We start from the raw sequence: 12,089 nt of genomic DNA, 5'->3' as shown, positions 1-12,089 counted from the left end.
TATATCTTTGCTCAGGAATAAGGGACAGGCGGCATGACTGATACCAATACCCAATTGCAGGGCGCGCCAATGATTGCGCCATCATCCACAGACCATCCGCTGTATGACGATATCGTGCAGGCCTGCCGGTCGGTCTATGACCCGGAAATTCCGGTCAACATCTATGACCTTGGTCTGATCTACACGATTGATATTTCAGATGAAGGTGCGGTGAATATCATCATGACGCTCACCGCTCCGGGTTGTCCGGTAGCCGGTGAAATGCCCGGTTGGGTTGCCGATGCCGTGGCCCCCCTGCCCGGTGTGAAACAAGTTGACGTGGACATGACGTTTGAACCGCAGTGGGGCATGGACATGATGTCTGACGAAGCACGGCTTGAACTGGGGTTCATGTAAACACCGTGATCGGCCCCAACCAGAAAGCCCGGATGATCGCCGGTGAACTTTATCATGCCAGCGACCCTGAACTGGTTGCCGCGCGCAAACAGGCGCAGCGATTGATGCGCGACTACAACAAAACGGTCTATGGCGACGATGACGCGCGCCGCAAGATCCTTGGCGATTTGTTGGGCAGTGATGGCGGCGCCGTGATCCGGCCGCCATTTTACGTGGACTATGGCAGCAACATCCATCTGGGGCGGGGCGTCTTTCTGAACTACGGATGCGTGCTGCTTGATGTTTGTCCCATTTTCATCGGCGACAACACCCAGATTGGCCCAGCTGTGCAGATTCTGACGGCTGATCACCCGCGTGACCCTGCTGTGCGTGCGCAGGGCCTTGAAATGGGGCGCGCCATCACGATTGGTGCAAATGTATGGATCGGAGGCGGTGCGCTGTTGCTGCCCGGCGTCACCATTGGCGATGACGCGGTGATCGGTGCCGGTGCTGTCGTCACGCGGGATGTGGCGGCAGGCGACACCGTTGCAGGAAACCCGGCCCGTCCGATCTGACCCAATTGCACCATCCACCTTGGAATCGCTGGCCAAATCCCCTACATTTCCCCTAGGACCAAAGGAGCGCACGCCATGTTCGGTATCCCCGGAAAGCAAGCTGTCATGATCACCCCAAGGGCTGCCGCCCAAATCGCCAAGCTTATGGCCAAAGACGGCCATCAAGGTTTGCGCATAGGCGTAAAAAAAGGGGGCTGCGCTGGCATGGAATATACCATGGATTACGTGACAGAAATTGACCCGCTGGATGAAATTGTCACGCAAGACGGCGCACAGGTCATGATTGCCCCGATGGCGCAAATGTTTTTGTTCGGCACCGAAATCGACTACGAAACATCGCTGCTGGAATCAGGCTTCAAATTTCGCAACCCAAATGTGGTTGATGCCTGCGGGTGTGGTGAATCGATCAAGTTCAATGAAAAGCTAGGGTCAACGGCTTGAAGCCAGGTGGACATAGGTTTCGCTGAACCGCTTTTGCAGATGACCAACCGCCAGGATGAGCGGCGCGCCAACTGGTGCGACATGCGCGCCATGTCAAACGGTGCTTTAAGGGCCGTTGGCAAGGCAAAAAAAGCCCGATAAATCGCAAGCACCTTCTGGATATCAGCCTTTGAAACCAGCGTATTATAAGTTGTCGGAAACCCCACATCCGTCGCCCGGATCCGGGCTGCGGCATCGGCATCAGGTCTGCCAGCGAACAAGGATTTTGGATCAATTCCCGGGATCATTGTCACCTTCCGCCCGCCGGTTACGTGATCGGCGGTATCAACAGGCCCAGCATAACCCTTTTACATCATCCGCCAGCTTGCTACCACTTAGGCTATCGTCAGCAAAAAGGATACGTCATGCGCCGCAAACTTGTCGCCGGAAACTGGAAAATGAACGGGCTGCGCGTTGATCTGACAGAGATTGAAACCCTCTTCAGACGGCATGCAGACGCATCAGTCGATATCCTGATTTGCCCGCCTGCGACCCTGATCAACCAATGTCGCGATCTGCCGTTCGGCATTGGCGGGCAGGATTGTCATCACCAGATCTCTGGTGCGCATACCGGCGATATCAGCGCGCAGATGCTGGCAGATGCGGGGGCGACGCATGTGATTACCGGGCATTCTGAACGGCGTGCGGACCATGGCGAAACAGATGTCATCATCGCAGCAAAATCGCATGCGGCCCATACAGCCGGACTGACAGCGGTGATCTGCATTGGTGAAACGCTTGAACAGCGCGAATCAGCCACCACGCTGGACGTGGTTGACTCGCAACTGTCAGGGTCCGTGCCCGCAGGCGCGACGGCCTATAACACGGTCATTGCCTATGAACCGGTCTGGGCCATTGGCACGGGCAAGGTGCCAACACTGGACCAAATCGGCCAGGTTCACGGCCATATCCGCGCACGCCTTGCCGCACGCTTTGATGATGCCGCTGATATGCGCATCTTGTATGGCGGGTCGGTCAAGGGCAGCAATGCAGCAGAAATCTTTGCCGTTGCGGATGTAGATGGTGCCCTTGTCGGGGGTGCCAGCCTCAAGGCGGATGATTTTTCACAAATCATTTCCGCGCTTGAAGCCAGTGCCGCGTAAACAAATTTCGCGAAATTTGTTCTGCCCCATCATTTCACCACAATTTCCGGCCCCATAAAGAGCGTTGGCAAATAGGTCGAGATGGCGGGGATATACGTCACCATGATCAGAAAGACGAACAGAACAGCCAGGAATGGCAGCGCCGCCCGCACCACAGACATCATCGGCATCCCCGCCACGCCAGATGTGACGAACAGGTTCAGCCCCACGGGTGGCGTGATCATCCCGATTTCCATATTCACGACCATGATGATCCCAAGATGAATCGGATCGATCCCAAGTTCGATGGCAATCGGAAACACCAGCGGTGCAACGATCACGATCAAACCCGACGGTTCCATGAACTGCCCGCCGATCAGCAAGACCACGTTGACCATGATCAGGAACATGATCGGTCCAAAACCCGCATCCAGCATCAAACCTGCAACATGCTGCGGGATCTGTTCATCCGTCAGCACATGTTTCAGCAACAGCGCATTGGCGATAATGAACATCAGCGTGATGGTCAGCTTGGCGCCCTCGAACAGGGTTTCGCGGGTATCCTTGTGAAAAAACGCGGTGATGAGCGCCCACGGCTTTTGCAGCAGGTTTGATTTTTGTGGCACTGCTGCGGCCGACAGGCTGACAGCGACACCTTGATAAATATTGCCATCGGCATCACGGGCGGCCAGCGGCCCCATGTCGCGATAGATGAAGGTCGCCACGACAAAAGCATAAACGGCAGCAACGGCAGCAGCCTCGGTCGGGGTAAACGCCCCCGATTTCCAATAAAGAAAGCTGACCCCTTCCTCGAACCGGACCCAAGGGTGGCCATAGATGCCGCCCATGATGATCATGATCAGCATCAGCCCCCAAATTGCGTCGCGGAAGCTCGCTCCAATTTCGCCCCAGCCCGCCCATTCGCCCTTGGGCATGTTCTTGATCCGCGCGATCACGTAAATCGTGATCATCAACATCCCGCCAGCCATCAGCCCCGGGATCACACCTGCAAGAAACATCCGCCCCACCGACACATCTGTGGCGGACGCATAGACCACCATCACAATAGAAGGCGGGATCAGAATGCCCAATGTGCCTGCATTACAAATGACACCGGCGGCAAATTCCTTGGTATAGCCGACCTGCGTCATCGCCGCGATCACGATCGACCCGATAGCCACCACAGTGGCCGGTGATGATCCCGACAGGGCCGCAAACATCATGCAGGCGAAAACCCCCGCAATCGCCAGCCCGCCCTGCAAATGCCCAACACAGGCAATGGCAAAGCGGATGATCCGTTTCGCCACGCCGCCCGTTGACATGAACGATGACGCCAATACAAAAAATGGAATAGCCAGAAGGGTGTAATGCCCCGCCATCGCCAGATAAAGCGTCTGTGCCACGGCGGCCAACGACGTTTCCGAAAACGCCAGTTGAAAAATGATCGAACTGATCCCAAGTGCGACGGCAATCGGCACGCCGATCAGCAACTGGCCGATGATCATCATAAAAAGCAACGCGACTTCCATCGGGTCAAGCCTCCTTGTTCAGCTTGGCGGCTTCTTTGACCGCATCTTCGGCTTCGTGGCTCACGATCAGGCTGTCGCTTTGATCGGTCCAGATACGCCAGACAGCCTGACAGACCCGGAACAGGATCAGCACGGCAGCAATCGGCAGAATCGTATAGGGGATCATGCGCGGCATCTTGCTGTAGCGGTCGCCGTCATTAATCAAGTCCTCCAGGAAGCGAAGCCATTGTGGCATCGGGATCTGGTCGGTTTCAAAAAAGCTGCGCGTGCGTCCCCCGCTTTCAAAGCCGGTCGGAAACCACCTGCCCGTCGTGGGCGGCAAATCGGCAAAGGGCGCCCATTGGTCCCAAGCGCCTTTCAACAGCAGCATCGCGTAAAAAATTGTCAAAGTGCCTGCAATCAGTGCAACCACCTTGCGCGGTCGAGGGGGAAGAAGGTTGGTAAGGGCATCAACACCCAGATGCGCTGTCACCTTGAACCCGTAGGAAACGCCGAACAGAACAAGCCATGCAAACAGAACCAGCACGACTTCAATGCTCCAGATGATGGAACTGTTAAAGACATAGCGCAGGATCACATTCACAAAGGTCAGCAAGGTCATCAAACCCAACAGAAGCGCGATTGCGTTTTCTTCCAGACCGTGAACCGCACGGCCGACCGGACCTTTGGGTGCGTATTTGCTGCTCATCTTTCCCTCCCCAGCGTGCACAACAAACGGCCCGGAAACCAGCCCCGGGCCGCCCGTTTCCTGCATCTTACATGGATGCGTTGATAGCCTGTGCCGCGTCGATGTTTTCCTGACCGACTTCGTCGGCGAACTGTTCCCAGACGGGCTTCATCGTTTCGACCCAGACTTCACGCTGTTCAGGTGTCAGTTGCACGATCTTGCCGCCAGCATCCAGAATGGCCTGACGGGCTGCAAGGTCAACTTCCAGCACGGCTGCGTTGCGCGATGTCGTCACCTCGTGCACGATTGTCAGGAACTGATCGCGCACTGCGGCATCAAGGCTGTCCAGAAAATCGACCGAGGACACGACCATATAATCGATGATCCCGTGGTTGGTTTCGGTGATGCCGTCCTGCACTTCGAAAAACTTTTGGCCATAGATATTCGACCATGAGTTTTCCTGCCCGTCCACAACGCCGGTTTGCAGCGCGCCGTAAACTTCGGCAAAGGCCATGGGCTGCGGTGATGCGCCCAGCGCCTGCATCTGCGCGACCAGCACGTCGGATGGCTGCACACGGAATTTCAGCCCATTGGCATCAGAGGGATGTATCAACGGCTTGTTGGCGCTGATCTGTTTCATGCCGTTGTGCCAATACCCCAGCCCTTGAATGCCACGGCGTTGCATCGCGTTCAGCATGTCTTGGCCGGTTTCAGACGCTTGGAACGCGTCAACCGCTTCGATGTTTTTGAACATGAACGGCAGGTCGAACAGGCGATAGGCCTTGGTGATCGATTCAAACAGTGAAAGCGAAGGGGCTGCCATTTGCACATCGCCGCGCAACATCGCCTCGATCACCTGTTCGTCGGTGTAAAGTGTCGAGTTGGGGAAAACCTCCATACACATGGTGCCGTCCATCTCGGCATTGACGCGATCTTTCAGCAGGTTCGCAGCAATACCTTTGGGGTGACGGTCTGTGTTGGTGACGTGGCTGAACTTGACGACGATTTCACCGGCATCACATCCGGTAGGGTCTGCATGCGCCATGCTCGCCGTGATCGAGATTGCAGCCATTGCGGCTGCCGCTTTCAGAAATGTCATTTTATTTCCTCCCTTGGGAATAACGTGTCGCCCGATGGGGGCGGACAACCTAAAATGACAATCAGTCAGACCAGGTAGCAAGCGCTTTTACAGCCGCTGAAAAAGACGTCGCAACATATTGATTAAAAGTTACTTTTCCGGATTTACCAAAAAACACGCAAACATAATGCGCGATAATCCGCACAGGCGGCAGCGCAAACAGTGTGGATTACCACACAGATTCACTCTGCTGCCATCAGACCCTTGATTGTCGCTGCGGCCGTATCCATCCTATGGATAACCGCATCAACGCCAGTGATATCGGCGATGCGTGGATGATGTGTCAGGATCTGACCTGCAACCACCACATGTGCAAGGGGTTGCGTGATACGCAAGGCCACGATCAGGCGGGTCAGCGCGGGCAACATCCCGTCTGAATTGGCCACAAGCATGATCACCTGGTAATTGCGGCTTTCGCTGCGGGCGACCAGCTCGTCATGCGACATGTCCACCGCCAGATCGATTTCAAACCCGTCACGGCGAAACAAATCAGTTGCGATTTCTATGCCCAACGTATGCGAGTCACCCGGCACCAACGTAAAAAATACAGGGCAATCATCCCGGTCTTTCGTAATGTCGGCCGCCAGCAGATGGCGCAAGCCACGCACAATGCGGTATAGTCGCCCCGTGGCAAGTGTCACTTCAATGAAGGATGCTGTATCGTCTTCCCACATTTCGCCCAGACGGCGGGCGGCGCAGACGATATAATCAAGGTAAATCTCTTGCGTGTTTACTCCGCTGCGCTGCGCCAGTGCCACAATTCGCGCGCCCGCATCTTCATCGGATGACAGCAAGGCGTTACAAAACACGTCAATGTCTTCGGGCCTTGTCAGACGATCGGACCTGGCAGATTTTGGCATCCGAAATGCGAGCCGTTTGACAACTTCCTGCGCCAGTAGCGAAACAGAATCAGGCGGAAGTGTGCGTTCCACAAAACGCAATTGTTTTCCTGCACGTTCATATTCCGAACGGTCAAAAATGTCCTCGTTCAACCGCGCATTTACCATGCACGCCCCTCCCCTGTTGAATGTTGAAACACGGTTTATTTACTCTGGACGGCCGGTTTATCGTGTACGATGGAATACAAGCTAGCACGGATAAGATGGCTTTGGGTGTGTCAGAACGTCGCGGGTTACGTTTCTAATTGCGATAATCTTCTGGCCTCAATCCATGTTTTTTAAGCTTGTCATAAAAGGTCTTACGCGGCAGTTGCAGGTCGCGCGCCACATCGGTCGCGCGGCCCTTATGCCGCTGAAGTGCAGCAATCAGAAACGACCTTTCCACCTGCACCATTTGGGCCGCCAGTCCCAGACCGGGCTGCGTTTCAGTTTCGTCCAGACCAAGGGCAAACCGCATCGCGACATTCATCAGCGCACGCGCATTGCCGGGCCAGTCTTGGGCAATCAGACGTGCCGTCAGATCAGCCGTGATCGGCGGTTGCATCAGGTTGGCCTGTTCACAGGCCTGCGCCACGTAATGCCGAAACAAAACAGGAATATCCTCTGGCCGTTCGCGCAGGGGCGGGACGCGCACACGCATGAGATCCAGCCGGTAAAACAATTCCGCGCTAAGACGGCCGGCATCTACAACCGCCTGAATGTCGCGCGTGCTGCCCGCCAGCACGCGCGCTGCCCCTCTGTCCTCCAGAATGTCCAACAGCAAAAGCTGCACAGCCGGATCCAGCGCGGTGATTTCATCAATATAAAGCGTGCCGTCCATGACGTCGGCAAAGGCTGCCTTCATGTCTGCCGCAGCCAGTGATGCCGCCGCGCGCTTGATAAAGGGGCGTGACGCCATCGGCGACAAAAGGTGAATGACTTCCGCGATCTTCGATGTCCCCGACCCCGGTTCGCCCACGATCAATGCATCCGTTCCGGCACGGGCCACGGCACGCGCCTGGCTGCGCAGCTCTTCGGCCAATTGCGATTGGCCAAACAGCATCCGCGACGCTGCATCGCCTTTTTGAAGTTCCTTTTTCAAACGGCGATTTTCCAAAACCAATGCCCGTGCCTTTAATGCGCGATCCAGCACCGCCACCAGATTTTGCGGCGCACAAGGCTTTTCTAGAAAATCATAAGCCCCCGCCGACATGGCCCGCACCGCGATGGGGATGTCAGCCTCGCCTGTCAACAGAATTACCGGCAATTCCGGATCCAGATTGCGCACATGGTCCAGCAGATAAAAGCCGTCTCTGCCAGGCATACGGATGTCCGTGATCACGACACCGGGGAAATCAGTGCGCAGGTGGTCTTTTGCCTCTACAAAAGATCCAGCGACCACTGGATCCAGATGCGCCAGTTCAAGGGTCTGGGTCAGCGCCTCGCGGACATCGCGATCATCATCGACAAGCAAAACCTGGCGGATCATGCGGCAACCTGTTGCGCGACGCTATCCAGCTCGACCGTAAAAATCGCCCCGCCATCAGGATGGTTGCGCCCCTGAATCGCACCGCCAAAGCTTTGCACCAGACCATACGAAATCGACAGGCCCAGCCCCATGCCGTCACCACCGCCCACGGCCTTGGTCGTATAAAAAGGTTCGAATATCTTTTCTGGTTCGGCGATGCCTGGCCCGGTATCACGCACGGTCATGCGGGTGCGTGCGCCGGATTGATCAACGGCGATGCGCACCTCTTTTATGGCACTGTCTGCCATCGCATCCATACCGTTTGACACAAGATTGAGGACGACCTGCTGCAACCGCACTTCGCCACCGCGCACGATGATCGGGCCAGAGGGGCGAACCCACGTCAGGGTAACGCCGCTCTTTGCCGCCTGAGGGCCAACAATTTCAAGCACGGCGTCGATGACAGCGACGATATCCACATCCTTGGCAGGCTCGTCCTCTTGCCGGGCAAAGGCGCGCAGGTTGCGAATGATCCGGCCCATGCGGCGCGCCACTTCTGAAATGCGCCCAAGGTTCTGGGCGGCAATATCGGGCTTGCCACGCTCAAGATAGCTCTGGGCATTTTCGGCAAATGACCGGATCGCGGTCAACGGCTGGTTCAACTCGTGACTGATCCCTGCCGACATCTGCCCCAAGGCCGACAGCTTGGCCGCCTGCAGCAGATCATCCTGTGCCTTTTCCAGGCGCGCCTCGGCTGCGGTCCGCTCTGCCACCTCGCGGATCAGGTCCATGTTCAGCGCAGACAATTCCGCCGTCCGGTCACGCACCCGCTGTTCCAGTCGCTGGTTGAGCGCCGCCAAAGTGCGCCGACGCTGAGTGGCCACCAGCAACAAAAGGCCAAACGCAAGACACACCGCAGCAGCAACCGCAGCTTGCAGGTTGGCCAGTTGGCGCGCCGGTCCAACATCGACCAGCACCTCGCCAACCATGTCAATCACCGGCAGATCAAGTGTCAGGTGCAAGGCGCGTGCGGGCAGATAGCGGCCACCATCGACATCCCACACCTCGAAATCGCCGACCAGGTCCTGCGTATAATGCACGAACGGCGACATGCCCGCGCCAGACGGGTTAGCGCCGGCCTGCCGTGTTCGAAAAATCAGCTCCGACCGGTTGGACAGGAATATCACACCCTGATCATCCGTGAAAAACACCACCGGACGCGCACCACGCCACGCTGATTCCACGGCTTCGACATTGGCAAAAACAACCAAAGCACCGTTGACCGGCCCGGCTGCGGAAAAGATCGGTGCCGCAATCACAAAGGCGCGCCCCGGACTTGCCCCGCCGTAAAGATGCCCCGCACCCAATGCGCCCTGCATGGCGCGTGTGAAATAGGGCTGCCCTGCATGGTTGATTTGTGCTGCGCCTTCGGTCGCCAGAATCGACCGGCCCTGCGGATCGACCAACATGATGTCCAGCGCACCGGTCTTGTCCGCGATCCGTTGCAGCACTGGGCGCACCAAGGCGGCGGGTGTCAGACCAGCCATCACAGGCCGCAATTGTGGATGATCCGCAGTCAGCACCGCCAATTCCCGGAACCGCCGCAATTCGCCTGTCAGACTGTCGGACGCCAGTGCCAGATCAGACCGCGCCCGCTGTTCCAGTTGTCCCAACGCGGCGACATAGCCATACCACCAGATCCCTGCGGCAAAGACGCCGACCGCGGCCAGATAAGCAGAAAACACAACCAGTCGGGGCCACAAAAACCGTTCCATGCCGCCAACATATCCGCCCCCACTTGCATTGACCAGAGAGTCAAGGCAAGGAAAACCGATGGAACATTTCACCCAATCCCCGACCGAACCCGCATTTGTGCAGAACCCCTACCCATTCTATGAACGCGCGCGCACTTCGGGCGATTTTTTCTGGTGGGATGATTACGACATGGCCTGCGCTGTGTCCCACAAGGCCGTGCATGCCGTGCTGCGCGACAGGCGCATGGGCCGCGAATGCCCGCCCGAACTCGCCCCCGCCATTCCTGACGCGCTGCGCCCGTTTTATCAGGTCGAGGCGCATTCGATGCTGGAACTGGAACCGCCCCGCCACACGCGCCTGCGGTCACTGGTGCTGCGTGCCTTTACCAGCCGGACGATTGCGGCGCTGGAACCGGATATCCGCCAGTTGTGTCATGACCTGATCGACCGGTTTCCGGCGGAACCGTTCGATTTGCTGACCGCCTATGCCCAGCCCGTTCCCGTTGTCATCATCTCGCGCCTTTTGGGTGTGCCCGAATACCGCGCCGATGATCTGCTGCGCTGGTCCAACGCGATGGTCGCGATGTATCAGGCCCGCCGCACGCCGGAAATCGAAACCGCCGCCATTGCCGCCACCAATGATTTCGTGGACTTCATGCGCGGCTATATCGCCCAGCGGCGCGAAACACCCACCGGCGACTTGATCTCGACCCTGATCGCGGCGGAACAAAACGGCGAAAAGCTGACAACCGACGAACTGATCACCACCTGCATTCTGCTGTTGAACGCAGGACACGAGGCGACGGTGCATACGCTGGGCAACGGTGTCAAAACCCTGTTGGAACATAATATCCGCAATATTACAGATACTTGCGTAGAAGAGATCATCCGCTTTGATCCACCGCTGCACATGTTCACCCGCTGGGTCTATGAGGATGTGCAGATCAGCGATCACCATTTCAAACGCGGCGACCAGATCGCCTGTTTGCTGGGTGCCGCCAACCGCGACCCTACGGCTTACGCAGGGCCCGACACCTTTGACCCCGCCCGCAAGGGGCCGCAAAACACCAGCTTTGGCGGCGGCATCCATTTCTGCGTCGGCGCCCCGCTGGCGCGGCTGGAACTGCGCATCGCGTTGGAAACACTGTTCGCGCGTTGCCCTGAACTTGCACTGTCAGCGCCGCCCACCTATGGCGATGTCTATCATTTTCACGGGCTGGAACGGCTGATGGTCAGCCAAACCCCATGACCAGCAGCACCAGCGGGATCGTGACGACCGCCGCCATCGTCTGCGCCGTCACCAGCCCCGCCATATAGGTGCCATCGCCGCCAAACTGCCGCGTCAGCACATAGGCTGTGGGGGCCGTGGGAATGGCGCTGAAAATCACCAGCACCAATGCCTCGACCCCGTCCAGACCAAAGGCGTGGCCAACCAGAAATGCCAGCAGCGGCATCCCCAACAGGCGCGCCGCCCCGTTGCCGGCAAGTGCCGCCACATCCTGCCGCATCATCGCAGGCCGCAGTGCCGCGCCAACGCACAACAACCCCAGCGGCAGGCTCCCTTGCGCCAGCACCGCCACAAACTGCCCCACGCCAAACGGCAGGCCGAACCCCGCCAGCGCAATCACGATCCCCGCAAGGCACGCCAGTATCAGCGGGTTGCGCAGCACCATCCGCAACAGCGCGCGCGGGTGCCGCGCTGCGCCGCTATCGGTTAGCGCGACGATCGACAGCACATTGACCAGCGGCACCGCAACCGCCAGCAACACCGCCGCGCGTTCCAGCCCGTCTGCCCCGGCCAGACTGGCGGTGATCGCGAGGCCCAGATAGGTATTCAGCCGCACCACCCCCTGCATCGACGCGCCAAACCGCGCCGCTGGCATCGGCTTGAACCGGCGCACTAGGCCCAGTGCTGCGGCGGCCAGACAGATCGTCACGATCACAGCCAGCCCCATCCGCAACAGCGCCGGATCACGCACCGGCGCACTGGCAAGGCTGGACACCAGCAGCGCGGGAAACAGGATGAAATAATTCACCCGTTCCGCCGCAGGCCAGAACCCTGATCCGGGAAAGCCACCGCGCGCCATTACAAAGCCAAGACAGATCAGCGCAAAAAGCGGCCAGATCGTGATGAATATCATGT

At 57.9% G+C, this 12,089-nt stretch carries 12 protein-coding genes; 5 read left to right on the top strand and 7 right to left on the bottom strand.

The window, feature by feature from the left end; all coding sequences use genetic code 11:
• The first annotated feature begins 33 nt into the window (after nt 1-33).
• From IBX59_RS05370 to tpiA, 4 genes are all read left to right on the top strand, one after another.
• The gene (locus IBX59_RS05370; protein WP_296373186.1) at nt 34-396 is read left to right on the top strand and encodes an SUF system Fe-S cluster assembly protein; all 363 of its coding nucleotides are present in this window, start codon (nt 34-36) and stop codon (nt 394-396) included.
• Nucleotides 397-428: 32 nt separating this feature from the next.
• Nucleotides 429-950, top strand: coding sequence for a sugar O-acetyltransferase (locus IBX59_RS05365; protein ID WP_296373241.1), 522 nt, complete (start codon nt 429-431; stop codon nt 948-950).
• 75 nt (nt 951-1,025) lie between these two features.
• The gene (locus IBX59_RS05360; RefSeq protein WP_296373184.1) at nt 1,026-1,391 is read left to right on the top strand and encodes an iron-sulfur cluster assembly accessory protein; all 366 of its coding nucleotides are present in this window, start codon (nt 1,026-1,028) and stop codon (nt 1,389-1,391) included.
• A 404-nt stretch (nt 1,392-1,795) separates the two neighbouring features.
• Nucleotides 1,796-2,533: a triose-phosphate isomerase gene (tpiA, locus tag IBX59_RS05355; protein ID WP_296373182.1), complete on the top strand. Its 738-nt coding sequence runs from the start codon at nt 1,796-1,798 to the stop codon at nt 2,531-2,533.
• Between the two features lie 29 nt (nt 2,534-2,562).
• On the opposite strand, the gene IBX59_RS05350 is transcribed toward tpiA, so the two are convergent.
• The 6 genes from IBX59_RS05350 to IBX59_RS05325 form a co-directional block, all read right to left on the bottom strand.
• Nucleotides 2,563-4,041: a TRAP transporter large permease gene (locus IBX59_RS05350; protein WP_296373180.1), complete on the bottom strand. Its 1,479-nt coding sequence runs from the start codon at nt 4,039-4,041 to the stop codon at nt 2,563-2,565.
• A gap of 4 nt (nt 4,042-4,045) precedes the next feature.
• The gene (locus IBX59_RS05345) at nt 4,046-4,729 is read right to left on the bottom strand and encodes a TRAP transporter small permease (protein WP_296373178.1); all 684 of its coding nucleotides are present in this window, start codon (nt 4,727-4,729) and stop codon (nt 4,046-4,048) included.
• 67 nt (nt 4,730-4,796) lie between these two features.
• Nucleotides 4,797-5,807, bottom strand: coding sequence for a DctP family TRAP transporter solute-binding subunit (locus IBX59_RS05340; RefSeq protein WP_296373176.1), 1,011 nt, complete (start codon nt 5,805-5,807; stop codon nt 4,797-4,799).
• Nucleotides 5,808-6,028: 221 nt separating this feature from the next.
• Nucleotides 6,029-6,853 (bottom strand): cobalamin-dependent protein, encoded by an 825-nt coding sequence (locus IBX59_RS05335; protein ID WP_296373174.1) that lies wholly within the window; start codon nt 6,851-6,853, stop codon nt 6,029-6,031.
• Nucleotides 6,854-6,986: 133 nt separating this feature from the next.
• Nucleotides 6,987-8,213 carry a sigma-54 dependent transcriptional regulator gene (locus IBX59_RS05330; RefSeq protein ID WP_296373172.1) on the bottom strand — a complete coding sequence of 409 codons (1,227 nt, stop codon included), beginning with the start codon at nt 8,211-8,213 and terminating at the stop codon, nt 6,987-6,989.
• The gene (locus IBX59_RS05325; protein WP_296373170.1) at nt 8,210-9,967 is read right to left on the bottom strand and encodes an ATP-binding protein; all 1,758 of its coding nucleotides are present in this window, start codon (nt 9,965-9,967) and stop codon (nt 8,210-8,212) included. The genes IBX59_RS05330 and IBX59_RS05325 overlap by 4 nt, the downstream gene beginning before the upstream one ends.
• Nucleotides 9,968-10,025: 58 nt before the next feature.
• Here IBX59_RS05325 and IBX59_RS05320 point away from each other — a divergent pair, with 58 nt between their 5' ends.
• Nucleotides 10,026-11,195 (top strand): cytochrome P450, encoded by a 1,170-nt coding sequence (locus IBX59_RS05320; protein ID WP_296373168.1) that lies wholly within the window; start codon nt 10,026-10,028, stop codon nt 11,193-11,195.
• On the opposite strand, the gene IBX59_RS05315 is transcribed toward IBX59_RS05320, so the two are convergent.
• On the bottom strand, nt 11,179-12,087 hold the full coding sequence (locus IBX59_RS05315) for an AEC family transporter (RefSeq protein ID WP_296373166.1): 909 nt from the start codon (nt 12,085-12,087) through the stop codon (nt 11,179-11,181). The genes IBX59_RS05320 and IBX59_RS05315 overlap by 17 nt on opposite strands.
• Nucleotides 12,088-12,089 lie beyond the last annotated feature (2 nt).

Origin of the sequence: Yoonia sp. (assembly GCF_014859355.1) — a bacterium.
In the GTDB taxonomy this organism is placed as follows: domain Bacteria; phylum Pseudomonadota; class Alphaproteobacteria; order Rhodobacterales; family Rhodobacteraceae; genus Yoonia.
The sequence above is the reverse complement of the archived record's forward strand: the minus strand, read 5'-3'. Positions and strand labels throughout refer to the sequence as shown.

Excerpts from the sequence above, each read along its gene's own strand:
- IBX59_RS05370 (WP_296373186.1), top strand. The coding sequence starts at position 34 with ATGACTGATACCAATACCCAATTGCAGGGCGCGCCAATGATTGCGCCA.
- IBX59_RS05365 (WP_296373241.1), top strand. The coding sequence starts at position 429 with ATGATCGCCGGTGAACTTTATCATGCCAGCGACCCTGAACTGGTTGCC.
- IBX59_RS05360 (WP_296373184.1), top strand. The coding sequence starts at position 1,026 with ATGTTCGGTATCCCCGGAAAGCAAGCTGTCATGATCACCCCAAGGGCT.
- tpiA (WP_296373182.1), top strand. The coding sequence starts at position 1,796 with ATGCGCCGCAAACTTGTCGCCGGAAACTGGAAAATGAACGGGCTGCGC.
- IBX59_RS05350 (WP_296373180.1), bottom strand. The coding sequence starts at position 4,041 with ATGGAAGTCGCGTTGCTTTTTATGATGATCATCGGCCAGTTGCTGATC.
- IBX59_RS05345 (WP_296373178.1), bottom strand. The coding sequence starts at position 4,729 with ATGAGCAGCAAATACGCACCCAAAGGTCCGGTCGGCCGTGCGGTTCAC.
- IBX59_RS05340 (WP_296373176.1), bottom strand. The coding sequence starts at position 5,807 with ATGACATTTCTGAAAGCGGCAGCCGCAATGGCTGCAATCTCGATCACG.
- IBX59_RS05335 (WP_296373174.1), bottom strand. The coding sequence starts at position 6,853 with ATGGTAAATGCGCGGTTGAACGAGGACATTTTTGACCGTTCGGAATAT.
- IBX59_RS05330 (WP_296373172.1), bottom strand. The coding sequence starts at position 8,213 with ATGATCCGCCAGGTTTTGCTTGTCGATGATGATCGCGATGTCCGCGAG.
- IBX59_RS05325 (WP_296373170.1), bottom strand. The coding sequence starts at position 9,967 with ATGGAACGGTTTTTGTGGCCCCGACTGGTTGTGTTTTCTGCTTATCTG.
- IBX59_RS05320 (WP_296373168.1), top strand. The coding sequence starts at position 10,026 with ATGGAACATTTCACCCAATCCCCGACCGAACCCGCATTTGTGCAGAAC.
- IBX59_RS05315 (WP_296373166.1), bottom strand. The coding sequence starts at position 12,087 with ATGATATTCATCACGATCTGGCCGCTTTTTGCGCTGATCTGTCTTGGC.